This window comes from Pseudomonas sp. R43(2017), from assembly GCF_002112345.1.
Taxonomy (GTDB): domain Bacteria; phylum Pseudomonadota; class Gammaproteobacteria; order Pseudomonadales; family Pseudomonadaceae; genus Aquipseudomonas; species Aquipseudomonas kribbensis.
Genome location: NZ_NEHJ01000005.1, coordinates 367,606 through 392,743, shown reverse-complemented (window position 1 = coordinate 392,743; position 25,138 = coordinate 367,606). Strand labels below are relative to the sequence as shown.

15 protein-coding genes and 1 pseudogene are annotated in these 25,138 nt (G+C 61.0%); 8 read left to right on the top strand and 8 right to left on the bottom strand.

Annotated elements, in window-relative coordinates; all coding sequences use genetic code 11:
- Positions 1 to 49 precede the first annotated feature (49 nt).
- Entirely contained in the window at positions 50 to 889 is an 840-nt protein-coding gene (locus tag CAG02_RS16655; protein ID WP_085711101.1) for a 23S rRNA (adenine(2030)-N(6))-methyltransferase RlmJ, read from the bottom strand.
- Positions 890 to 1,386: 497 nt separating this feature from the next.
- Between CAG02_RS16655 and CAG02_RS16650 the strand changes: the two genes are divergently transcribed.
- A complete protein-coding gene (locus tag CAG02_RS16650; RefSeq protein WP_085711100.1) occupies positions 1,387 to 1,800 on the top strand; it encodes a hypothetical protein in 414 nt (137 codons plus the stop codon).
- A gap of 302 nt (positions 1,801 to 2,102) precedes the next feature.
- On the opposite strand, the gene CAG02_RS16645 is transcribed toward CAG02_RS16650, so the two are convergent.
- From CAG02_RS16645 to putP, 4 genes are all read right to left on the bottom strand, one after another.
- Positions 2,103 to 2,420, bottom strand: a complete 318-nt coding sequence (locus CAG02_RS16645) for a hypothetical protein (RefSeq protein WP_085711099.1) — start codon at positions 2,418 to 2,420, stop codon at positions 2,103 to 2,105.
- Between the two features lie 335 nt (positions 2,421 to 2,755).
- Positions 2,756 to 3,508 carry a DUF4123 domain-containing protein gene (locus CAG02_RS16640; RefSeq protein ID WP_139831886.1) on the bottom strand — a complete coding sequence of 251 codons (753 nt, stop codon included), beginning with the start codon at positions 3,506 to 3,508 and terminating at the stop codon, positions 2,756 to 2,758.
- On the bottom strand, positions 3,453 to 5,468 hold the full coding sequence (locus CAG02_RS16635; protein ID WP_085711097.1) for a type VI secretion system tip protein VgrG: 2,016 nt from the start codon (positions 5,466 to 5,468) through the stop codon (positions 3,453 to 3,455). The genes CAG02_RS16640 and CAG02_RS16635 overlap by 56 nt, the downstream gene beginning before the upstream one ends.
- Positions 5,469 to 5,820: 352 nt before the next feature.
- Positions 5,821 to 7,305 carry a sodium/proline symporter PutP gene (gene putP / locus CAG02_RS16630; protein ID WP_085711096.1) on the bottom strand — a complete coding sequence of 495 codons (1,485 nt, stop codon included), beginning with the start codon at positions 7,303 to 7,305 and terminating at the stop codon, positions 5,821 to 5,823.
- Positions 7,306 to 7,763: 458 nt separating this feature from the next.
- Between putP and putA the strand changes: the two genes are divergently transcribed.
- On the top strand, positions 7,764 to 11,717 hold the full coding sequence (gene putA, locus CAG02_RS16625) for a trifunctional transcriptional regulator/proline dehydrogenase/L-glutamate gamma-semialdehyde dehydrogenase (RefSeq protein WP_085711095.1): 3,954 nt from the start codon (positions 7,764 to 7,766) through the stop codon (positions 11,715 to 11,717).
- Between the two features lie 143 nt (positions 11,718 to 11,860).
- Positions 11,861 to 13,663, top strand: a complete 1,803-nt coding sequence (locus CAG02_RS16620; protein ID WP_085711094.1) for an acyl-CoA dehydrogenase — start codon at positions 11,861 to 11,863, stop codon at positions 13,661 to 13,663.
- Between the two features lie 202 nt (positions 13,664 to 13,865).
- Here CAG02_RS16620 and CAG02_RS16615 read toward each other — a convergent pair whose 3' ends face one another.
- The 3 genes from CAG02_RS16615 to CAG02_RS16605 all read right to left on the bottom strand — a co-directional run bounded on the left by CAG02_RS16615 (position 13,866) and on the right by CAG02_RS16605 (position 16,433).
- On the bottom strand, positions 13,866 to 15,803 hold the full coding sequence (locus CAG02_RS16615) for a methyl-accepting chemotaxis protein (RefSeq protein ID WP_085711093.1): 1,938 nt from the start codon (positions 15,801 to 15,803) through the stop codon (positions 13,866 to 13,868).
- Positions 15,804 to 15,903: 100 nt separating this feature from the next.
- Positions 15,904 to 16,206 carry a cell division protein ZapA gene (locus CAG02_RS16610; protein WP_007952314.1) on the bottom strand — a complete coding sequence of 101 codons (303 nt, stop codon included), beginning with the start codon at positions 16,204 to 16,206 and terminating at the stop codon, positions 15,904 to 15,906.
- Positions 16,203 to 16,433, bottom strand: coding sequence for a hypothetical protein (locus tag CAG02_RS16605; protein ID WP_007952320.1), 231 nt, complete (start codon positions 16,431 to 16,433; stop codon positions 16,203 to 16,205). The genes CAG02_RS16610 and CAG02_RS16605 overlap by 4 nt, the downstream gene beginning before the upstream one ends.
- 251 nt (positions 16,434 to 16,684) lie before the next feature.
- Between CAG02_RS16605 and CAG02_RS30255 the strand changes: the two are divergent.
- The 5 genes and pseudogenes from CAG02_RS30255 to selO all read left to right on the top strand — a co-directional run.
- Positions 16,685 to 17,434: pseudogene (locus CAG02_RS30255) on the top strand (MCP four helix bundle domain-containing protein); the annotation flags it as partial.
- 30 nt (positions 17,435 to 17,464) lie between these two features.
- Positions 17,465 to 18,337 carry a methyl-accepting chemotaxis protein gene (locus tag CAG02_RS30250; RefSeq protein WP_371850982.1) on the top strand — a complete coding sequence of 291 codons (873 nt, stop codon included), beginning with the start codon at positions 17,465 to 17,467 and terminating at the stop codon, positions 18,335 to 18,337.
- Between the two features lie 157 nt (positions 18,338 to 18,494).
- Complete coding sequence (locus CAG02_RS16595) at positions 18,495 to 20,237, top strand: potassium/proton antiporter (protein ID WP_085711091.1); 1,743 nt, start codon at positions 18,495 to 18,497, stop codon at positions 20,235 to 20,237.
- A 34-nt stretch (positions 20,238 to 20,271) separates the two neighbouring features.
- Positions 20,272 to 23,625, top strand: coding sequence for a mechanosensitive channel MscK (gene mscK / locus CAG02_RS16590; protein ID WP_085711090.1), 3,354 nt, complete (start codon positions 20,272 to 20,274; stop codon positions 23,623 to 23,625).
- 48 nt (positions 23,626 to 23,673) lie between these two features.
- Positions 23,674 to 25,137: a protein adenylyltransferase SelO gene (selO, locus tag CAG02_RS16585; RefSeq protein WP_085711089.1), complete on the top strand. Its 1,464-nt coding sequence runs from the start codon at positions 23,674 to 23,676 to the stop codon at positions 25,135 to 25,137.
- Position 25,138 lies beyond the last annotated feature (1 nt).

Sequence of the window (25,138 nt, the reverse complement as noted above, 5' to 3'; positions counted from 1 at the left end):
GCCCGCCCTGATCGCTCCCGCGCTTGGCGTGGGAGCGATTGACGGTTGATCAGCTCTCGGCGATCAACCAATCCATCTGCCATCCACCCTGAGTCTGGCCCAGTTTCTTGGACAACCACGGCAGCAGCTCACGCAATTCTTCCTCCAGCCCCCACGGCGGATTGGCAATCGCCAGCCCGGAACCGTTCAGGCTGTTCGGCGTGTCCAGCGGATGCACCAGCAGCTCGACCCGCAGCAACTTCGGCGCACCGGTGCCGGCCAGATCCTGATAGAAACGACGCAATGCGCGCTGGTCCTTCACCGGATACCAGATCGCGGCAACAGTCTGGCGCATACGCGAGATCGCTTCTTTCAAGGACGCCGCGCAACGTTGCATCTCGTCGAGTTTCTCGAACGGCGGGTCGATCAGCATCACCGCACGCTTCTCGGCCACCGGCAGCAACGCCCGCGCCACGTGCCAGCCCTCACCCAGATGCACCGCCACACGACGGTCGCCCTTCATGTTGTCCTTGAGCAGCACACCGTCTTCCGGGTGCTTCTCGTTGAGCAGCACGCGATCCTGGGAACGGGTCAGACGCCGCGCCAGCTCCGGCGAACCCGGGTAATAGCGCAACTGGCCATCCGGGTTCATCTCGTGCAGCACGTTCATGTAGTCGGCGGTCAGCGCCGGCAGATCCGGCTGGTCCCACAACCGCGCGATGCCTTCCAGGTACTCGCCGGTACGGTTGGCCTGATCGCCCTGCAGGTCATACAGACCGATGCCGGCGTGGCTGTCGAGATAGGCAAACGGCTGCTCCTTGCGCGACATCAGGGCGATGAGGCGGGTCAAGGTCAGGTGTTTGAACACATCGGCGTGATTGCCGGCATGGAAGGCGTGACGATAATTCATGGCTGCTCCTGCGAGGGCCGTGAAGTTTACCTTTTACCGGGCGGCAAGTCAGGGGTTGGGGGCTGAGTGGGTGGTCTTGCTGTCGGGTACATCCTTGAGCAACCCCTCACCCTAGCCCTCTCCCGGGGGGGAGAGGGGACTGACGGAGGTGTTCTTCCGGCTTGCATCGACCTGAGAGATCACCACGACCTCAGCTTGGCCAAGCCAAGTTCACCGTCAAAGTCGCAGGTCGGCGTACATCATCCAAACAACTCGGTCGGTCCCCTCTACCCGAGGAAGAGGGAATTGACGGTAGTGTTCTTTCGGCTTGCATCGACCTGAGAGATCACCACGTCCTCAGCTTGGCCAAGCCAAGTTCACCGTCAAAGTCGCAGGTCGGCGCAGATCATCCAAACACCTCGGTCGGTCCCCTCTACCCTTGGGAGAGGGTTAGGGTGAGGGCTATCGATCTATGGAGTTACACTCGCTCACCAAGCCCGACAGGAAGTCAAAACCAAATGCGTCGCCCGATCATCTCTCTCTTGTGCCTGCTCAGCTCATACCAAACCGTTGCCAGCGAAAGCCGTACTGAACAAGCACGTCAGAACCTCAAGAACTACGGCCTGAGCCGTTGCATCCTGGCGCCATTCAAAGAACATTCCGCAATGAAAAAGGACATCGAACTGTCCGCCGGAGCCTACTCATTGATGGGCAAAGGCCTGCACACCATTGTTCAGAATGAGGACACGCTGGAGGTCACGCATGATCCGTATGCTGAGACTGAGAAATACATGACAAGCGCCTACCTAAAAACCTCCTCTACCAGCAAACAGACTGGTAAAAACATAGTGTTCTATTCCTGCCTGGAAATTTATAACTCCCCGGAATTTGACACTTTCATAAAGTCGCAGGATCAGTATCTGCAAAACTGAAATCTTCTCGCCTGACTAAATGATCTTTCCAAAACCGATGTTGGAAGGATCTTTGGAAAGGGGTGAGTGGGCAGTCTAGCTGTCGGGTACATCCGTGAGAGCCCCCTCACCCTAACCCTCTCCCGGAGGGCGAGGGGACTGACGGTGGTGATCTTTCGGCTTGCATCGACCTGAGAGATCACCACGCCCTCAGCTTGGCCAAGCCAAGTTCACCGTCAAAGTCGCAGGTCGGCGTACATCATCCAAACAACTCGGTCGGTCCCCTCTCCCACTGGGAGAGGGCTAGGGTGAGGGGATGGGATCTAAGGTCGGTCACGCAACCTGCGGCCAATCACATCCAGCACATCACAGCCGTCGCGCAATGGAATAACGCAGAGCTGGGCGAAGTCGCTGAGGATGACCGAGTCGCACTCGACCGAGCCGCGCATGCACATGTTTTCCAGGACTTGGATGACCGCGCGGATGCGGTAGTTGGCGGCGTCCATCAGGATGTCGAGCGGGGCGTGGGTGTCGATGAACAGGGTGGGCATGTCGTTGCAGTTGCTGGTCAGCGCCATGAGGCGGTTGTTGGGGTGAGGGATGAAAGGTTCGTAGGGTGGATCAGGTTTTAACGTCGACATATTGTTTGCACCTCGGCAGGTTAAGTAAGGCTGCCAACGACCTTCCTACAGGTTTGGGTGGCAGCTGTACGCGAGAGTAGGAAACTGAGGAACCCACCAAACTCAGCTACGCCGAAGCGTTCCCGCGCACAGCCGCCGCGAACAATGTCATGGGCACGTTCAAGTGCCGCAATCAAAGAGCAGAGCGAATGCACGGTGAGTTTTCCAAGGGTTCCTACACCCTGTCACCACTCTCGCAGTGACAGCCAAAAGACTATCCCCGCACCACCGCGCCCACCAGTTCACGAAAACCGCCGCAACTCGCAGGAAACGTCCGAAGCCTTTGCCCGGAAATTTCACTCTGACTCGTCCCGCAAGTAGTCCAGCAACGCCGAAGCCGACGATTCGTCCGACGCCGTAACCGCAAAAAACCTGACAACCTTGCAGCGCAAAACATCGGTGGGAAACGCCTCGAACAACGCAGGTTGCTCCTCACTCAACCACTGCAAGGCGTTGTTGATCCGGGTATCATCGCCGAACTGCGACAGCAGCTTTTCCGGCACTGACCACCAAGGAAACTCCCGACCCGAGACCTGCGCCCTGCCCTCGATCTCCACGGTCTGACCGTTGATCAACCCTCGCGTAAGGACCGAGAGCAATTGCCCGGCATCCATCTCGGACGACTCAAGGATCGGCAACAAAAACCGCCCATCCCAGAACCGGAAGAACACCGCTTTCCCGTCCGGCATCAACACCTGAGTCAAACTGCGAAAGTGCTCGACCACCGCATCAAGCCCGGCCGAAGAAATCGCCAGCCAGCCCCAGTCCCGAGACTCCGTGCTCGCCACCCAATCCAGAAACTCACTACCCGCGTCGACGATTCCCACGTAGGGCATCACCGCATCCCACTCGGCATAGATCGTTTCCGCCCAGACCGGTTTCGGCATCTGCGCCTCCGAAGGCCAGGCTTTCAGCGGTTCTACGGCACTGGCGCTGCTGAAAATCGCGAACAGCTGCTCTGTCGTTTTCAGCGGTTCATCCTTCAACCATTGATCAGGCCGCACAGACACCCTCCTTGCAGCGCTCGCATTCTTCGCAGAACGGCGCATCTCCTTTAAGACTCATGATTTGCGCAGCAGTCAGAATCGCAGCCGGTGCCGCCGCCAGTTTCTCCGGCAACCCCGGCACGGTCGGCGCCGCGCTCATTGCCGCCATCGGCGCACCACCCACCACAATCGGCACGCTGCTGAAGATCCCGCCGGGGCCGATGTTGATCCACTGCCCGCCCGCCTGAATGGTCGCGCTCGCCCCGCCGTCGATCACCACTTGCTGGCCGGCGCTGACGTGGAATTGCGCACTGGCGTTGATCGCCTGATTGCTCACCCGAATATGCCTGTCGCCGGTCACCGTGAGGTGGTCGTCCTGCTTCACTTCGGTCTGGCGCTGACCGTGAGTGATGCGCTGCTCATCGGCTTTCAGTTCATGTTTCGCCAGCCCCGTCACGACAACGCTGCGCTGGTTATCCACCTGCACCTGCTGATCATTCAGCACATGCTGCGTCCAGTTTCGCTGAGCCCGCAGGTAGATTTCCTCGGCGCCCTTGCGATCCTCGATGCGCAATTCGTTGTAGCCCCCGCCGCCGGGACTACTCTGGCTACGGAAAATGCTGCGGGTCTTGTCGGCCGGCAGATCCAGCGGCACCGGCGTCGCGGCGTTCGGCAGGCAACCCATGACCAGCGGTTTGTCGGCGTCGGAGTCGATGAACCCCACCAGCACTTCCATGCCGACCCGCGGGATCAGCACGCTGCCATAACGGTCGTGAGCCCAACCGCTGGCGACCCGCAGCCAGCAGCTGGAATGTTCGTTGAGTTCGCCGTCACGATCACAGGCCAGTTGCACCTTGACCCGGCCGTACTCGTCGCAATGGATTTCACTGTCTTTCGGGCCGGTGACCACGGCCGGCTGATAGCCGAGCATCCGAGGTTTCTCCGGGCCCATCGGCGGGCGGAAGAACACGCCCCACGGCGTGGCGAGAAAGGTATTACGGTAACCCTGGAATTCGTCGCCATCGCTGGTCACCGACTCCTCCAGCACTTGCGGCTGCCGGCCATGGTGCTCGACGGAGGTCAGCAGCCAGAGATCATTCAAATCCTGGCGCGGATGCCCGGTCAGTTGCAGGAAATGTCCACTGACCAAGACAGATTGATCGCTGCGCCCCTCGGCCTGACGGTAATCGGCGACATGTCGCTCAAGGGTGCGCCGGGCCAGTTGCTTGCCGGTTTCGCGTTCGGTGAACTGGCCGGGAAAGTGGTAATCCTCCAGCACCGGGCGCTGTTCGCTTTCGACACGACTCTGCAGCGGCAGGCGCGGTTTGGTGAAGTCGTAATCACGGCGGGTGACCACGCTGGTTCGGGTTTCCACACGGACGGTGAAGCGCTTGATCGCCGGTGCCGCCGCAGCCATGCCGCTGCCCGGCAGGTACGGCGTCGGTTCGGCCAGACGCGGAAATACCGTTTGATCGTCGCCGAACACCAACAGGTGCCCGTCCGTGCTGTGCTGAAAGTGGAAATGAATACCGACCTCGGCACACAAGCGCTGGATGAACGCCAGATCGCTCTCCGCGTACTGCACGCAATATTCACGGGGCGGGTAATCGCTGCCGAGGCGAAATTCGAAGGCATCGCGCAGGATCGCGTGATCCTTGAGGATCTGCGTCACGATCTGCGGCACGCTTTGATGCTGGAAAATCCGCTGATTGATCCGGTGGCCAAGATAGGCCAGACGCGGAACAAGGCTGACGTGATAGCGGGTCAGACGCTTGCCGGAATCCCCCTGCCCGACCCGATAGATCTGGCCGTGGATACCGGAACCGCCTTCATCAAAACCCAGAAACGCCTGACAGTGCAGCAGGCTTTCAAGGTCCAGGTCCGGTCGCTCGCTGACCAGTTCCAGGTCAAAGCGAAAGGGCTGGCTGATGGCTTCCTTGCCCGTGAACTCAAGGACTTTGAGATCAAACTGGGCGCCTTCGACGGTCAACGTGAAACGCGGTTGATTGGCAGGCGCGAACATCCGATGTCTCTCTGCAGTATGAAGGCGGGCGATTCTGCATGAGGGGCAAGGGGTGCAGGTTGGGTGACCGGAAAATCAGATTTTCCCTACTTGAAACTTCGATCTCCCCTTCAAGAATAGGCGCCTTCAACTACAGACATTTCCTTCCACAACATCACCAATCCCTGTGGGAGCGAGCTTGCTCGCGAATGCGGTGTGTCAGAAAAACAGATTTGAATGACAGGACGCCTTCGCGAGCAAGCTCGCTCCCACAGGGTTTCTCGGTGTTTTCAAAGAACTTGCAGGCAATAAAAAACGGCCCGTTTCCTGCCAGGAAACGGGCCGTTCTTTTGTGAGCCTCAGCTCATTCCCATCACTTGTTCAGATGGAAGTCCTTCTCGGCCGCTTCAAAGCGCTGAACCATGCCAGTGCTTGGCTGGCCCATCAGGCTGACGAAGTAGATGGCCAGGCTGGCGAAGATGAAGCCCGGGATGATTTCGTACAGGCCCAGCACTTCGAAGTGCTTCCACACGATCACGGTGATCGCGCCGACCAGGATGCCGGCCAGTGCGCCGTCACGGGTCATTTTCTTCCAGATCACCGAGATCAGCACGACCGGACCGAAGGCTGCGCCGAAACCGGCCCAGGCGTAGGACACCAGACCCAGCACGCGGTTGTCCGGGTTGGCGGCCATCGCGATGGCGATCAGTGCAACCAGCAGCACCATGGCGCGACCGACCCATACCAGCTCGACTTGCGAGGCGGACTTACGCAGGAAGGTTTTGTAGAAGTCTTCGGTCAGGGCGCTGGAGCACACCAGCAACTGGCAGCTCAGGGTGCTCATCACCGCCGCCAGAATGGCCGACAGCAAGACACCGGCAATCCACGGGTTGAAGAGGATTTTCGCCAGCTCGATGAACACACGTTCGTGGTTCTCGGTCACGGGCATTGCCACGTCCGGGTTGGCCGAGAAGTAAGCGATACCGAAGAAGCCCACGGCTACTGTGCCGCCCAGGCACAGGATCATCCAGGTCATGGAGATACGACGGGCGTTGGCGATGGATTTCACCGAGTCAGCGGCCATGAAGCGCGCCAGGATGTGCGGCTGGCCGAAGTAGCCCAGGCCCCAGCCCATCAGCGAGATGATGCCGATGAAGGTGGTGCCCTTGAGCATGTCGAAGTTGCTCGGGTCGTTGGCTTCGATGGCCAGGAATGTGGTGTCCACGCCACCGGTCGCCAGCAGAACGATAATCGGCGTCAGGATCAGGGCGAAGATCATCAGGGTGGCTTGAACGGTATCGGTCCAGCTCACCGCGAGGAAACCGCCGACGAAGGTGTAGGCAATCGTCGCCGCAGCACCGGCCCACAACGCCGTCTCGTAGGACATGCCGAAGGTGCTTTCGAACAGACGGGCGCCGGCCACGATGCCGGAAGCGCAGTAGATGGTGAAGAACACCAGAATCACTACTGCCGAAATGATGCGCAGCAGGCCGCTTTTGTCTTCGAAACGGCTGGCGAAGTAGTCCGGCAGGGTCAGCGCATCGCCGTTGTGCTCGGTTTGAACACGCAGACGGCCGGCGACGAACAGCCAGTTCAGGTAGGCACCGACGATCAGGCCGATGGCGATCCAGCTTTCGGACAGGCCAGACATGTAGATGGCGCCCGGCAGGCCCATCAGCAACCAGCCGCTCATGTCGGAAGCGCCGGCGGACAATGCGGTCACCACGCTGCCCAGGCTGCGGCCGCCCAGAATGTAGTCGGAAAGGTTGTTGGTGGAGCGATAGGCCATGAAGCCGATCAGCACCATTGCTGCGATGTAGATCACGAACGTGATCAGGGTTGGATTGCTTGCGCTCATTACGTACGTGCCCTGGCTTTGTTTTTATGTAGCGGCGGCGGTTGCACCGTTTGCAGACTGACGTCTGACAGACGATTCGCACGGCCGCGCATTTATGACCAATGTTTCCCCAGGAAAGCCATTGGCCGGCACACCTGGTTTCCCGGTTGCACCTTGGGCGCGAATCCTATGCAACAAAGCAAAACAGGTGCAACCAGTTTCTTGAGAATTAGTTGCACCTACGTCATTTTTTCGGCCGCAAACCGCCGTTTTTGCACCGTTGCGGCGCAGTCACACCCCGCCATGTGCCTTGAAAGCACCTATCTAGAGCGATCCTCGCGAAGCTGAAATTTATTCCTGACAAGCTGCCGAATATTCCGACAAAAAAAGGGTTGCACCCGGTTGCACCTCTTTCGGCTCGCGGCTAATCTTGCCGCCAGCTGTTGTCGCGCAACTGCGGCACCTATGAGGATAAAAATATGGCTACCACCACCCTTGGGGTCAAACTTGACGACCCGACCCGCGAGCGCCTGAAGGCCGCCGCAACCTCGATTGATCGCACGCCGCACTGGCTGATCAAGCAGGCAATTTTCAATTACCTGGAAAAACTCGAGGGTGGTGCAACCCTGACCGAGCTGAACGGTTTGACCGCCAAGGACGCCGATGACGCAGGCGAAGTCCACACCGATCACGCTCACCAATGCTTCCTCGAATTCGCCGAAAGCATCCTGCCGCAATCGGTGCTGCGCGCCTCAATCACCGCCGCTTACCGCCGCCCTGAGCCGGAAGTGGTGCCGATGCTGATCGAACAGGCTCGCCTGCCAGCACCGATGGCCGAAGCCACCAACAAACTTGCAGCCAACATCGCGGAAAAACTGCGTAACCAGAAGAGTGCCGGCGGTCGTGCAGGCATTGTTCAGGGCCTGTTGCAGGAATTTTCCCTGTCGTCCCAGGAAGGCGTGGCGCTGATGTGCCTGGCCGAAGCGCTGCTGCGTATCCCGGACAAGGGCACTCGCGATGCACTGATCCGCGACAAGATCAGCACCGGCAACTGGCAGCCGCACCTTGGCAACAGCCCGTCGCTGTTCGTCAACGCAGCGACCTGGGGCCTGCTGCTGACCGGCAAACTGGTGTCGACTCACAACGAAGCCGGCCTGACTTCATCCCTGAGCCGCATCATCGGCAAGAGCGGCGAACCGATGATCCGCAAGGGCGTCGACATGGCCATGCGCCTGATGGGCGAGCAGTTCGTGACCGGCGAAACCATCGCCGAAGCCCTGGCCAACGCGAGCAAGTTCGAAGCCAAGGGCTTCCGTTATTCCTACGACATGCTCGGTGAAGCGGCACTGACCGAACACGACGCCCAGAAGTACCTGGCCTCGTACGAACAAGCCATTCACTCGATCGGCAAAGCGTCCCACGGCCGTGGGATTTATGAAGGCCCGGGCATCTCGATCAAGCTGTCGGCCCTGCACCCGCGTTACAGCCGCGCCCAGTACGAGCGCGTGATGGACGAGCTGTACCCGCGCCTGCTGTCGCTGACCCTGCTGGCCAAGCAATACGACATCGGCCTGAACATCGACGCCGAAGAAGCCGACCGCCTGGAGCTGTCGCTGGATCTGCTCGAGCGCCTGTGCTTCGAGCCGCAACTGACTGGCTGGAACGGCATCGGTTTCGTGATTCAGGCTTATCAGAAGCGTTGCCCGTACGTGATCGACTACGTGATCGACCTGGCTCGTCGCAGCCGTCATCGCCTGATGATCCGCCTGGTGAAAGGCGCGTACTGGGACAGCGAAATCAAGCGCGCCCAGGTCGAAGGCCTGGAAGGCTATCCGGTCTACACCCGCAAGGTGTACACCGACGTTTCCTACATCGCCTGCGCACGCAAACTGCTGTCGGTGCCGGAAGTCATCTATCCGCAGTTCGCCACGCACAACGCCCACACCCTGTCGGCGATTTATCACATTGCCGGTCAGAACTATTACCCGGGCCAGTACGAATTCCAGTGCCTGCACGGCATGGGCGAACCTTTGTACGAGCAGGTTGTAGGCAAAGTCTCCGAAGGCAAGCTGAACCGTCCGTGCCGCGTGTACGCCCCGGTCGGCACCCACGAAACCCTGCTGGCGTACCTCGTACGTCGTCTGCTGGAAAACGGCGCCAACACTTCGTTCGTCAACCGTATTGCCGACCAGTCGATTTCGATTCAGGAACTGGTGGCTGATCCTGTTGCGCAGATCGAGCAGATGGCGACCGTGGAAGGTGGTTTCGGCCTGCCGCACCCGCGCATTCCGCTGCCGCGTGACCTGTACGGTTCCGAGCGCGCCAACTCCAGCGGCATCGATATGGCCAACGAACATCGTCTGGCATCGCTGTCCTGCGCCCTGCTGGCCACTGCGCACAACAATTGGAAAGCCACGCCGATGCTTGGTTGCGCTTCCAGCAACGAAGCGCCGGCCCCCGTCCTGAACCCGTCCGATCTGCGTGACGTGGTCGGCCACGTGCAGGAAGCCACCGTCGAAGACGTCGACAACGCCATTCAATGCGCCCTGAACGCTGCACCGATCTGGCAGGCCACGCCGCCGGCCGAACGTGCCGCGATTCTGGAGCGCGCCGCTGACTTGATGGAAGGCGAAATCCAGCCGCTGATGGGCCTGCTGGCCCGCGAAGCCGGCAAGACCTTCGCCAACGCCATCGCCGAAGTCCGCGAAGCCGTCGACTTCCTGCGTTATTACGCGGTGCAGGCACGCAACGATTTCAGCAACGATGCCCACCGCCCGTTGGGCCCGGTGGTCTGCATCAGCCCGTGGAACTTCCCGCTGGCCATCTTCAGCGGTCAAGTCGCCGCCGCACTGGCCGCCGGTAACCCGGTACTGGCCAAACCGGCCGAACAAACCCCGCTGGTGGCCGCACAAGCCGTGCGCCTGCTGCTCGAAGCCGGGATTCCGGAAGGCGTGCTGCAACTGCTGCCGGGTCGCGGTGAAACCGTCGGCGCGGGTCTGGTGGGTGATGAGCGCGTCAAAGGCGTGATGTTCACCGGTTCCACCGAAGTCGCGCGCCTGTTGCAACGCAACATCGCCGGTCGTCTCGATAACCAGGGCCGTCCGATTCCGCTGATCGCCGAAACCGGCGGCCAGAACGCGATGATCGTCGACTCTTCGGCACTGACCGAACAAGTGGTGATCGACGTGGTGTCCTCGGCCTTCGACAGCGCCGGTCAGCGTTGCTCGGCGCTGCGCGTCCTGTGCCTGCAGGAAGATTCCGCTGATCGCGTCATCGAAATGCTTAAAGGTGCGATGGCTGAAAGCCGTCTCGGCAACCCGGAGCGTCTGTCCGTGGACATCGGCCCGGTGATCGACGCCGAAGCCAAGGCCGGCATCGAGAAACACATCCAGGGCATGCGCGACAAAGGTCGCAACGTTTACCAGGTGGCGATCGCCGATGCCGAGGAAGTCAAACGCGGCACCTTCGTCATGCCGACCCTGATCGAACTGGAAAGCTTCGACGAGCTGCAACGCGAGATCTTCGGCCCGGTGCTGCACGTGGTGCGCTACAAGCGTAAAGAGATCGACCAGTTGATCGCCCAGATCAACGCCTCCGGCTACGGCCTGACCCTCGGCGTGCACACCCGCATCGACGAGACCATCGCCAAGGTGATCGACAACGTCAACGCCGGTAACGTCTACGTCAACCGCAACATCGTGGGTGCCGTGGTCGGCGTCCAGCCGTTCGGTGGCGAAGGCCTGTCGGGTACCGGTCCGAAGGCCGGTGGCCCGCTGTACCTGTACCGTCTGCTGTCGACGCGTCCTACTGATGCCATCGAACAATCCTTCGCTCGCGGTGATGCTGCCGTGGCACCGGACGTTCGTCTGCGCGATGCCCTGAGCAAACCGCTGGTTGCCCTGAAAGCCTGGGCCGACAGCAACAAGTTTGCCGACCTGAGCACGCTGTGCGTGCAGTACGCAGCCCAGTCGCAAAGCGGTATCACCCGCGTGCTGGCCGGCCCGACCGGCGAGAAGAACAGCTACGCGATCCTGCCGCGCGAGCACGTGCTGTGCCTGGCGGACATCGAAGGAGATCTGCTGACTCAGCTCGCTGCGGTACTGGCGGTGGGCGGTTCGGCGGTCTGGCCGGAATCCGACACCAGCAAGGCATTGTTCGCACGCCTGCCGAAGGAAATTCAGGCGCGGATCAAACTGGTTTCCGACTGGAACAAGGACGACGTGGTGTTCGATGCGGTTCTGCATCACGGCCATTCCGACCAGCTGCGTGCGGTCTGCCAGCAGATCGCCAAGCGTGCCGGCGCCATCGTCGGGGTTCAGGGCCTGTCCCAGGGCGAGACCAACATTGCGCTGGAGCGCCTGGTGATCGAGCGCGCGTTGAGCGTCAACACTGCGGCAGCGGGCGGAAACGCCAGCCTGATGACCATCGGTTAATCAGCGACTCCGTCAGCAACATAAAAATGGGCGCCCACACCGGCGCCCATTTTTTTGGCTTCTCCATCACCGTTATCAATCTTCCTGTTCAGCCTTTATTCGCACGCCTAGACTCGGCCCATTCCAAAAAAAGGTAGGCCGCCATGTCCGAGACGCTGCTCAGTTCCCGCAATCTGGCTTTCGAGCTGTACGAAGTCCTCGATGCCGAGGGCCTGACCCGGCGCGAGCGGTTTGCCGAGCACAACCGCGAAACCTTCGATGCCGCCATCGGCACGGCGCGCAACATCGCCGAGAAGTACTTCGCACCGCACAACCGCAAGGGCGACGAGAACGAACCGCGCTACGAGAACGGTCAGGCGATTCTGATTCCCGAAGTGAAACCGGCTGTGGATGCCTTCCTCGAAGCCGGATTCCTCAACGCCGCGCGAAGTTTCGACGCTGGCGGGATGCAACTTCCTACACTGCTGTCCCAGGCCTGCTTCGCCCACTTCCAGTCGGCGAACGCGGCGTCGACCTCGTACCCGTTCCTGACCATGGGCGCGGCCAACCTGATCGAAAGTTTCGGCACCGAAGAACAGAAGCAACGCTTCCTGCAACCAATGATCGACGGCCGCTTCTTCGGCACCATGGCCCTGACCGAACCCCATGCCGGTTCGTCGCTGTCGGATATTCGTACACGCGCCGAACCGGCGTCCGACGGCACTTATCGCCTCAAGGGCAACAAGATCTTCATTTCCGGCGGTGATCACCCGCTCTCGGAAAACATCGTGCACATGGTGCTGGCCAAGCTGCCGGACGCGCCGGCCGGGGTGAAGGGGATTTCGCTGTTCATCGTGCCCAAGTTTCTGGTCAACGATGACGGCAGCCTTGGCAAGCGCAACGACGTGCTGCTGGCCGGGCTGTTCCACAAGATGGGCTGGCGTGGAACGACGTCCACGGCGCTGAACTTCGGCGATAACGGCGAGTGTGTCGGCTATCTGGTGGGCAAGCCGCATCACGGTTTGAGCTATATGTTCCAGATGATGAACGAGGCGCGGATTGGCGTCGGTATGGGCGCGGTGATGCTCGGTTATGCCGGTTACCTGTATTCACTGGAATACGCTCGCGAACGTCCGCAAGGCCGGGTGCCGGACAGCAAGGACCCGACGACTGCGCCGGTGGCAATCATTCAGCACGCGGATGTCAGACGCATGCTGCTGACGCAAAAATCCTACGTCGAAGGTGCGTTCGATCTCGGCCTGTATGCGGCGCGACTGTTCGATGACACCACCACACTGGAAACCGAAGCCGAGCGCAAACAGGCCCATGAGCTGCTGGACTTACTGACGCCGATCGTCAAATCCTGGCCATCGGAGTTCTGCCTCAAGGCCAACGAACTGGCGATCCAGATTCTCGGCGGCCACGGTTACACCCGCGAGTACCCGGTGGAGCAGTACTACCGCGACAACCGCCTGAACCCGATCCACGAAGGCACCCACGGTATTCAGTCGCTGGACCTGCTGGGACGCAAACTGGCGCAGAACGGTGGCGCCGGGCTCAAGCAACTGATCCGCCTGATTGCCGATACCGCCGAGCGCGCGGTGGCGTACGAATCGTTGACCGCACTGCGTGAGCCGTTGGAGAAACTGGTCGCACGCCTGCAGAGCGTGACCATCGGCCTGCTGACCGATCTGGCTCAGGGCAAGGTCAACAGCAGCCTGGCGAATTCGGCGCTGTACCTGAAGGTGTTCGGGCACGCGGTGATTGGCTGGCGCTGGCTGGAGCAGGCGATTCGTGCCGAGGAAGGGTTGGCCAAGGGGAATGCGGCGGATGCCGACTTCTATAAGGGCAAGTTGCAGGCGGCACGGTATTTTCTGACGTGGGAAGTGCCGGGCTGTCAGCATGAGCTGGCGTTGCTGGAGGCTCGGGATGATACGTGTCTGGCAATGCAAAATGAGTGGTTCTAAAGCCGGCCCTCACCCCAGCCCTCTCCCGGAGGGAGAGGGAGCCGAATGGGGGATGCTTCAGAAGTACATCGACCTGAAAGTGCTTTGCCGAATCCATAATCGACTCGGTTTTTCAGGTCGATGTCTAACGCAAGACAACTCGGTCAGTCCCCTCTCCCTTTGGGAGAGGGCTAGGGTGAGGGGACTCTTTGGCTCCTGGCACTCAACTCAACTTGAACCCACCCATCTGCCGCGCCAGATCATCCGCCAGCCGCTGCAACATCTGACAATCCTCACGACAAGCCCGAACCTCCCCCGCCGTCGCCCGGGCCAGATCGGAAATCCCCTGCACGTTGCGGTTGATCTCCTCGGTCACCGCCGACTGTTCTTCCGTCGCCGTCGCCACCTGATGGTTCATGTCGCTGATGCGCTCGACCTGCCCGGTGATCGCGGTCAGCGACGCTCCGGTGCGCTGACTCGATTCAACCCCAGTCCCCGTCGCAGCCTGACCGGTGCGCATTGAAGACACGGCATTCTCCGCCCCCTGCTTGAGGCTGCCGATCATCTGCTGGATCTCGTCGGTAGATGCCTGGGTCCGGCGCGCCAGCGTCCGTACTTCATCGGCCACCACCGCAAAACCACGCCCCATGTCCCCGGCACGCGCCGCTTCAATCGCCGCATTCAATGCCAACAGATTGGTCTGTTCGGAAACACCGCGAATCACCGCCAATACTTGATCGATCGACGCCACCTGATGCGCCAGTTCACCCACCGCGCCGGCCGCGACGCCGATTTCATCGGACATGCTTTCTATATGGCGAATCGAGCCGCCGACCACTTCCCGCGCCTGCATCGCTTCATCACGGGCAGTTTGCGAGGCGAGCGCAGCATTACCGGCGTTCTGGGCGATTTCCTGCACTGTCAGGCCCATTTCGTGGACAGCGGTGGCGACCATGTCTGTCATTTCCTGCTGGCGGCCGGAGCGCTCGGCGGTGTTATCCACAACCCTGGCCACCTGGCCGACGGCGACACGCAGACGCTCGCTGGTGGTCAGCACTTCGCCGATCATCCCGCGCTGGCTGTCGAGGAAACGGTTGAAGCCCCGGGCGAGGTCGCCCAGCTCGTCGGCGCGGCTGGAATCTAACCGATGGGTCAAATCTCCACCACCGCTACCGATTGCTACCAGCGCAGCTGTTACCTGACGAATCGGTCGCACCAGTCCCTGGGCCAGCCAGATCACCAGTGCCAGGCAAACCAGTGCCACCGCCAGGCCGATGCCGCTGCTCATCCACATCGCGCGTCGGGCTTCGGCGTAGATTTGCGACTGCGGCACTTCGGCCACCAAGGTCCAGCCGAGGTCACGTAAAGGCAGGCTGAAGGCAAGGAAGTCTTCACCATCGCGCTGGAAGCTGCTGCTGGTCGCCACTTTGTGGCCCATGACCGCTTGTGCCGCGTTGGCGCCAATCTGCTCCGTGAGGGTGCGCTTGCCGCTGAACTGTGCTTCGGGATGGACCTGGATCAGACCGTCGGAACGCACGAGATAGACCTTGCCGTGTTCACCGAAACTGAAGTTGTGGATCAGCTCGGACAGCTCTTTCATGCTCAATCCGAGCCCCGCGACACCCACCACTTTGCCGGCCTGTTCGACCTTCAAATCGATGAACAGCGCCAGCTCTCCAGTGGCCCCGTCGTTATCGATATTCAGGGTGCGTGGCTGATTGCTGTCGAGGAAAGAGTAGAACCAGGCATCGGCCGGTTTGGATCGGCTGAGGGTGCGATCCAGGCCTTTTTCGGTGATGTAGTGATTGGATTCGGTACCGATGATCAGCGCGGTGAACGCCTTGTGTTCGGCGCGGATACCTTCCAGATACTGCGCAAAGCCCGCCGTTTTGCCGGAGTCTTCACCATTGGCCAGCCAGTCGCGGACCATGGTGTTGCGGGCAATGTCTTTGGCGGCAGTGAGGGGTTGAACGAGGATTCGCTCGATGTCGTTGCGCGTTGCTTCGATGCTCGACGGCAACGCCTGTTCGACCAGATAGCTCTGGGCGAGGCGGTTGACCACCAGGGTATAAATGCCAACCACGATCAGGATGCTGACCAGCAGAGCGGTGCCCATGCCGAGGATCAGCTGCCATTGAATACTGCGACGCCAGAACTGCATGGAGCACCCCCAAAGAATAAGAGGCTGAAACACTGCAACAGCCGTGCCGATTGTATACAACGCAATCGACAATCTTATTCTTTGGTTGTGCGCAACCCCATCAACCCTGATTGATGGTCTTGGCGATGGTCTCGACCGTGGCGCTGACTTGCTCTTGGTAACGCTCGAGTTCTTCCTGATGCTGCTTCTTCATTTCAATCTGCTGCGAACACAGATTCATCGCCGCCAGCACCAGCAGGCGGTCACCGATCAGGGTCGGGTATTTGCGCTTGGTGTCGGCCAGCGCAGCCTTGAGCATCAATGCAGCGTCCAGCAGGGTCTGTTCTTCCCCGGCCGGCGCCTTGATCGAATAGTCCTCCCCCATGATGGAGATGACTTTTACCCCTGCTGTGCCGTGGTTCATGCGCTGACAGGACCTGCGTTGACGCGATCAACCAGGGCCTGGATGCGTGCGGCGGTGGCGCCGTGCTTTTCTTCCTGTTCCATCAGGCTCAGTTGCAGGCTCTCGTTTTCATCCTTGGCCTGGGCCAGTTCCGTGGACAGGGTCTGGTTGGTTTCCGACAGGGTCTGGTTCTGTTGCACCAGGTCGCTGACGAGCTGTTCCAATTGGCTGAGGGATGCTTCCAACATTTTGATATTCCAGGGCTTTTTCAAAGGGCGCGTACGATAAAGAAAAGTCGTCGTGGATGCCAGGATTAAACCGGCGCAAGGCCTTGATTTTCCTGGCAGTCGACCATTCCTGCGAGTGTTAGAGACTGTGATCTGCCGATCTGGTTCCTGCACTTCGTCGCCCGACCCCTTATGCGACAAATACGCGCACCGCCTCAAGACTTTAGTCGTATGACCGATAAGTCATCCAACAGCAGTCTCAGCCCGCATGGATGCGGCCCTTCCCTGGTAATCGCACCATGTCCCTTCGCAATATGAATATCGCCCCCCGGGCGTTCACCGGCTTCGCCCTGATCGGCGGCCTGATGCTGATTCTCGGCGTGTTCGCCCTGAACCAGATGAGCAAGATCCGCGGCGCCGCCGAAAACATCACCACCACCAGCGTGCCAAGCATCAAGAACCTCGACGAGTTCACCCAGCTGACCCTGCGTCTGCGGGTGCTGTCGTACCGCTTGCTGGTGAACCGTGAGCCGGACGTCCAGCAGAAAACCGTCGAGCTGCTGGAAATGCGCAACCAGCAGATTCGCAAGGCCCAGACCGACTACGAGCCGCTGATCGGCAGCCCGCAGGAACGTGCGGCCTACGATCAATACGTGCAGTTGCTGGGCCAGTACCGCCAGATCGAAGACCGGATGAAAACCCTGTCGCGCAACAATCAAGTGGATGAGCTGCGCAACCTGCTGAACACCGAATTGCTGAACAACTCCGAAGCAATGAACACCGTGCTCAACCGCCTGATGCAGATCAACGGCGAGCAGATCAGCCAGACCAACCAGCAAGCCGCCGAGCAGTTTTCTTCGGCCTTCAGTCTGGTGGTGACGCTGCTGGTGATCGCCACCGGCCTGACCTTCCTCTTTGCGTGGCTGCTGACCCTGAGCATCACCAAGCCGATTTCCAAAGCGCTGGACGCCGCGGAAACCATCGCCGAAGGCAACCTGACCCAGCCGATCCACGTTGACGGCACCGACGAAGCCGGGCGCCTGCTGGCGGCCATGGCCAAGATGCAATCGAAGCTGCGCGACACCCTGCAGCGGATTTCCGGCTCGGCCACCCAACTGGCGTCCGCCGCCGAAGAGCTGAACAGCGTCACCGACGAAAGCGCCCGTGGCCTGACCCAGCAGAACAACGAAATCGAGCAGGCCGCCACAGCGGTCAACGAGATGACCAGCGCCGTGGAAGAAGTCGCGCGCAACGCCGTCAGCACCTCGGAAGCCTCGAAAAACGCCACCACCTCCGCCGGCGACGGTCGTGATCTGGTGCAGGAAACCGTCAGCGCCATCGAACGCATGAGCGCCGACGTGCAGAGCACCGCGACCCTGATCGGCGATCTGGCCAACGAATCCCGCGACATCGGCAAGGTGCTGGACGTGATTCGTGGCCTCGCGGACCAGACCAACCTCCTGGCACTCAACGCTGCCATCGAAGCGGCCCGCGCCGGTGAAGCCGGTCGCGGTTTTGCCGTGGTGGCGGACGAAGTTCGTGCTTTGGCGCACCGCACGCAGCAGTCGACCAGCGAAATCGAGCGCATGATCGGCAGTATCCAGAGCGGCACCGAACACGCCGTGGATTCTATGCGCAACAGCACCGAGCGCGCCGAATCGACCCTGAACATCGCCCGCGGCGCCGGTCTGTCGCTGGACACCATCAACACCGCCATCGTCGAGATCAACGAGCGCAACCTGGTGATCGCCAGCGCCGCCGAAGAACAGGCGCAGGTAGCGCGGGAAGTGGATCGCAATCTGGTGAACATTCGCGATCTGTCGGTGCAATCGGCGACCGGCGCGAATCAGACCAGTGCGGCGAGCAACGAGCTGTCGCGCCTGGCGCTGGATCTGAACAATATGGTTGGGCGGTTCAGCCTCTAACCCTGCGCAAGACTGATCGTTCCCACGCCCGTGGGGACGATCTTTCACCCCGCTGAAAAACCTTTTTGACAGCATCACATTTCAACAGGTTAGAATCGCTGGCACGCAGACTGCATGGTCAGTTTGTGCCCGTCTTTCCGCTTCTGGAGTACTGCCTTTGAATGCGACGACCATCAACAGCCTGTTCTTGATCGGCGCGTTGCTGGTAGGTGCGAGCATTCTTGTCAGTTCCCTTTCGTCGCGTCTCGGCATCCCGATTCTGGTGATCATCCTCGCGGTCGGCATGACCGCCGGGGTCGATGGCGGCGGCATCATTTTCGATAACTACCCGACGGCCTATCTGGTCGGCAACCTCGCGCTGGCGGTGATCCTCCTCGACGGCGGCTTGCGCACCCGGGTATCCAGTTTCCGCGTGGCCTTGTGGCCCGCCCTGTCGCTGGCCACGGTCGGCGTGCTGATAACCACCGGGCTCACCGGCATGGCCGCCGCGTGGCTGTTTGATCTGAACCTGATCCAGGGCCTGCTGATCGGCGCCATCGTCGGCTCCACGGACGCTGCGGCGGTGTTCTCGCTGCTCGGCGGCAAGGGCCTGAACGAACGGGTGACCGCCAGCCTGGAAATCGAATCCGGCAGCAACGACCCGATGGCGGTGTTCCTCACCGTGACCCTGATCGACATGCTCGCCAGCGGCCAGACCGGCCTGCACTGGAGCCTGCTGACCCACCTGATCCGCGAGTTCGGCATCGGTGGCGTTATCGGTCTCGGTGGTGGCTGGCTGATGCTGCAACTGGTCAACCGGATCAACCTCGCCACCGGCCTCTATCCGATCCTGGTGATCGCCGGCGGTCTGGTGGTGTTCGCCCTGACCAACGCCCTGCACGGCAGCGGCTTCCTTGCCGTTTACCTGTGCGGTCTGGTGATCGGCAACCGTCCGGTGCGCAGCCGCCACGGCATCCTGCACATGCTCGACGGCATGGCGTGGCTGGCACAGATCGGCATGTTCCTGGTGCTGGGTTTGCTGGTCACTCCACATGACTTGCTGCCGATCGCCCTGCCGGCTCTGGGTCTGGCGCTGTGGATGATCCTGTTCGCACGGCCGCTGTCGGTGGTGGTCGGGCTGCTGCCGTTCAAGGCCTTCCATGGTCGCGAAAAGGCCTTCATTTCCTGGGTCGGCCTGCGTGGCGCGGTACCGATCATTCTGGCGGTGTTCCCGTTGATGGCCGGGCTGCCGAATGCGCAGCTGTACTTCAACCTCGCGTTCTTCATCGTGCTGGTGTCCTTGCTGGTGCAGGGCACGAGCCTGCCGTGGGTGGCCAGACTGCTCAAGGTGACGGTGCCGCCGGAACCTGCGCCGATCTCCCGTTCGGCCCTCGAAGTGCACATCACCAGCGAGTGGGAGCTGTTCGTTTACAAGCTCGGTGCGGAGAAATGGTGCATCGGTTCGCCCCTGCGCGAGCTGAAAATGCCCGAAGGTACCCGTATCGCGGCCCTGTTTCGCGGCCAGCAACTGCTCCATCCGTCGGGTAGTACGGTGCTGGAAGTCGATGATTTGCTGTGTGTTATCGGCCACGAACACAACTTGCCGGCCCTAGGAAAACTGTTCAGCCAGGCACCGCAACGGGGCCTCGATCTGCGCTTCTTCGGCGACTTCGTACTCGAAGGAGACGCCCAGCTCAAAGCGGTTGCCGCCCTTTATGGCCTGTCGGCCGAAGGCATCGATCCGGACATGACCCTGGGCCACTTCATCGCCCAGAAAGTCGGCGGTGCACCGATCGTTGGCGACCAGGTGGAATGGAACAACACCCACTGGACGGTGGCGGTCATGGACGGGAACAAGATCGCCAAAGTGGGCGTCAGATTCCCCGAAGGAAGTCGCCCGGGCCCCGGGCTCTTCCTCTAAACTGCCTCCACTCTCACTTGCTTGACCGGTCTCTATGCCTACCCTGCGCTCCTTTTTCCTCGCGGCCCTGCTGGGCCTGAGTCTTACTGTCGGCCCGCTGCAGGCCGCAGAACCGCCGTCCAGCGAAGCCGTGCAGGCGAACCTGGACAAGCTCACCGACAGCAAACTGCCCGAGGCCGACAAAAAGGCCCTGCAAACGCTCCTGCAAAACACGCTGAACCAGCTCAACAACCGGCGTGACTACGATCAGAAACTGATCGACCTCAAGCAGCAACTGGCCACGGCGCCGAAGCAAACCATCGAGAACACCCGCGAACTGGCACGCCTCAAGGCCACCGCCGTGGTACCGGTAGCGCAGCGCTTCACCAAAGAGAACATCCAGCAGCTGGAACAGATCCTCACCGAGCGCTCGACCCAGCAAAGCGACCTGCAAAAAGCCCTGGCCGACGCCAACAGCCTGATCATCACCGCGCAGACCCGGCCGGAGCGCGCCCAGGCAGAAATCGCCAGCAGCCAGACCCGCATCCAGCAGATCAACAGCATCCTCAAGACCGGCAAGGACAGCGGCAAGACCCTGAGCGCCGAGCAACGCGACCTGCTAAACGCCGAGCTGGCAGCGCTCAATGCACTGATCCCGTTGCGTCGCCAGGAACTGGCCGGCAACAACCAGTTGCAGGATCTGGGCAACAGCCAGCATGACCTGCTCACGGAAAAATCCGATCGTCTGGACCATGAGATCCAGGAACTGCAGACCCTGATCAACCAGAAGCGTCTGACCCTGTCTCAGGAAACCGTGACGCAGCAATCGATCGAGGCTCAGAAGTCCGGCAGCAGCACCCTGCTGGCCACCGAAAGCGCGGCCAACCTCAAGCTCTCCGACTACCTGCTCAAAAGCACCGACCGCCTCAACGAACTGACCCAGCAGAACCTGCAGACCAAGCAGCAACTGGACAGCGTGACCCAGAGCGATTCGGCCCTCGACGAGCAGATCAACGTGCTCAAGGGCAGCCTGCTACTGTCGAAGATTCTCTATAAACAGAAGCAGGCGCTGCCACGCCTCAAGGTCGACCGCGACCTGGCGGACCAGATCGCCGACATTCGCCTGTACCAGTTCGAAATCAACCAACAGCGCGAACAACTGAGCAATCCGGCGACTTACGTCGACACCCTGCTGTCCACCCAGCCGCCAGAGCAAGTCACACCGCAACTTCGCAAAAACCTGCTGGATCTGGCCAATACCCGCGTCGACCTGCTGGAACGGCTGAGTCGCGAACTGAGCGCGATGCTCAATGAATCGATCACCCTGCAACTGAACCAGAAACAACTGCTGAGCACCGCCCAGAGTCTGCGCGCGACCCTCGACGAGCAGATGTTCTGGATTCCCAGCAACAAGCCGCTGGACTCCGAGTGGCTGCGCGGTGTGCCGGAGCGCCTGAAACGCCAGATCGACACCTTGCCGCTGGCCTCCAGCCTCAGCGAGCTGACCGACGGCCTGACCCAGCGTCCGCTGCTGTTCCTGCCGCTGGCGCTGCTGATCGGCGCCTTGCTGTGGCGGCGCAAGCAGCTGTATGCACGCCTGAACAAGGTTCACCAGGACATCGGCCACTTCAAGCGCGACAGCCAGTGGCACACGCCGCAGGCGATCCTGATCAACATCCTGCTGGCGATGCCGGTGGCGCTGGGCCTCGCCTTGTGCGGGTTGGCGCTGCAGATCGACGCCCGGGGCCAGAACGCCAACATGGGCGCCGCCCTGCTGCAAATGGGTCAGGCATGGCTGGTGTTCTACACCGCTTACCGGATTCTTGCGCCGGGCGGTGTGGCTGAACTGCACTTTCGCTGGGAGAAGCCGCAGGTCGAATTCCTGCAGGGATGGGTGCGTCGCCTCGGTCTGGTGGTCATGGCTCTCGTGGCGGTGGTGGCAGTCGCCGAACTGCAACCAGCGGCGCTGGCCGATGACGTCATCGGCATGCCGGTGGTGCTGACCTGCTACGCGCTGATGGCGTGGCTATTGAGTCGCCTGCTGATCAGCAGCCCGACCCACGAAAACGCTTCGCTGTTCCGCAAGGCCGTGGGGATCATGTTTACCCTGCTGCCCATCGCGCTGTTCGTCGCGGTGTGCTTCGGCTACTACTACACCGCGCTGAAACTCAGCGACCGTTTGATCAATACCCTGTACCTGCTGATGTTCTGGCTGGTGATCGAGGCGACTTTCGTCCGCGGCCTGGCCGTTGCCGCTCGGCGCCTGGCCTACCAGCGCGCCCTGGCCAAACGCCAGGCAGCGAAAGAAGCCGGCGACGGCGAAGCGGTGATCGAAGAGCCGACCCTCGACATCGAGAAGGTCAACGAACAGTCCCTGCGCCTGATCCGTCTGGCCCTGCTCGGCGGTTTCATCGCCGCGCTGTACTGGGTCTGGGCCGACCTGATCACGGTGTTCTCGTACCTCGACAACATCACCCTCTACGAGTACACCAGCGGCACCGGCGCCAACATGAGCATGGTGCCGATCAGCATCGGCGACATGCTCGGCGCGCTGATCATCATCGGCATTACCTTTGCGCTCGCACGCAACTTGCCGGGTCTGCTGGAAGTGTTCGTGCTGTCGAAACTCAATCTGGCCCAGGGCAGTGCCTACGCGACCACGACGCTGCTGTCCTACGTGATCGCCGGGGTCGGCTTCGTCTCCACCCTGTCGACCCTCGGCGTGAGCTGGGACAAGTTGCAATGGCTGGTGGCGGCGCTGTCGGTGGGCCTCGGTTTCGGTATGCAGGAGATCTTCGCGAACTTCATCTCCGGCATCATGATCCTGTTCGAACGCCCGGTGCGGATCGGCGACACCATCACCATCGGCAACCTGTCGGGCACCGTGAGCAAGATCCGCATCCGCGCCACGACCATCACCGACTTCGACCGCAAGGACATCATTGTCCCGAACAAGACGTTCATCACCGGGCAACTGATCAACTGGTCGCTGACCGACACCATCACCCGGGTGACCCTGAAACTCGGTGTGGATTACGGTTCGGATCTGGATCTGGTCAAGGAACTGCTGCTCAAGGCCGCCCGGGAAAACCCGCGCGTGCTCAAAGAACCCGAGCCGCACGTGTACTTCCTCAACTTCGGCGAAAGCACCCTCGACCACGAGCTGCGCATGCACGTGCGTGACCTCGGTGACCGCAACCCGGTGATCGACGAGGTCAACCGCTTCATCAACCGCGAGTTCAAGAAGCAGCACATCAACATCTCGTTCCGGCAGATGGAGGTGTACCTGAAGAACCTCCACGGTCAGGAGTACAAACTGGTGCCGGTCGAAGACGACAGCAAAACCATCGTCCCCGTCAGCGGCGAGCAAAAACCGCTGCAAGAGCCGCCGCCCGCCAAACTCGACTAACCCGGCCATTCCCAGCAGAATGCTCGGACATTCTGCTGGAGCCGGCCCTTGAAAGCCCTCGACGAACTGACCTTCGACAACCGCTTCGCCCGCCTGGGCGATGCGTTCTCGGCCCATGTGCTGCCCGAACCGATCGACAATCCTCGGCTGGTGGTGGCCAGCCCGGCGGCCCTGGCGCTGCTGGATCTCGACCCGGCGGTGGCCGACACCCAGGAATTCGCTGAACTTTTCGGCGGCCACAAGTTATGGGCCGATGCCGAGCCACGGGCGATGGTCTATTCCGGGCATCAGTTCGGCGGGTATACGCCGCAACTGGGCGATGGTCGCGGGTTGTTGCTGGGCGAGGTCTACAACGAAGCCGGTGAACACTGGGACTTGCACCTCAAGGGCGCCGGGCAAACGCCGTTCTCGCGCATGGGCGATGGTCGTGCCGTGCTGCGTTCGTCGATCCGTGAGTTTCTCGCGTCCGAAGCGCTATATGCGCTGAACATCCCGTCCTCACGCGCCGCCTGCGTGATCGGTTCCGACACCCCGGTGTGGCGTGAGAAACAGGAGCGCGCCGCGATGGTCCTGCGCCTGGCGCCAAGCCACGTGCGCTTCGGCCATTTCGAATATTTCTATTACACCAAGCGGCCCGAGCAGCAGAAACTGCTCGGCGAGCACGTGCTGGCGATGCACTTCCCCGAGTGCCTTGAACAGCCGGAGCCGTATCTGGCGATGTTCCGCGAAATCGTCGAACGCAACGCCGAACTGATCGCCAAATGGCAGGCCTACGGTTTCTGCCACGGGGTGATGAACACCGACAACATGTCGATCCTCGGCATCACCTTCGACTTCGGCCCGTTCGCCTTCCTCGACGACTTCGACGCGAACTTCATCTGCAACCATTCCGACGACCAGGGCCGTTACTCGTTCAGCAATCAGGTCCCCGTCGGCCAATGGAACCTCAGCGCCCTGGCCCAGGCCCTGACTCCGTTCATCAGCGTCGAAGCCCTGCGCGAAACCCTTGGCCTGTACCTGCCGCTGTTCCAGGCGCACTACCTCGACCTGATGCGCCGCCGTTTCGGCTTCACCACGGCCGAAGACGACGACCAGCAACTGCTGGAGCAACTGTTGCAATTGATGCAGAACAGTGGCGTCGACTACACGCTGTTCTTCCGGCGTCTGGGCGAAGAGTCAGCCGAACAGGCCGTCGCTCGCCTGCGCGATGACTTCGTCGATATCAAAGGTTTCGATGCCTGGGGTGAACGCTATGTCGCCCGAGTCGCACGCGATGGTGCAAGCGATCAAGAACAGCGCCGCGCGCGGATGCATGCGGTGAATCCGCTGTACATCCTGCGCAACTATCTGGCGCAGAAGGCGATTGATGCTGCCGAGCAGGGTGACTATTCAGAAGTGCGCCGACTGCATGCGGTGTTGAGCAATCCATTCGAGGAACTACCTGGAATGGAGAGCTATGCGGAACGGCCGCCGGAGTGGGGCAAGCATCTGGAGATCAGTTGTTCGTCGTGAG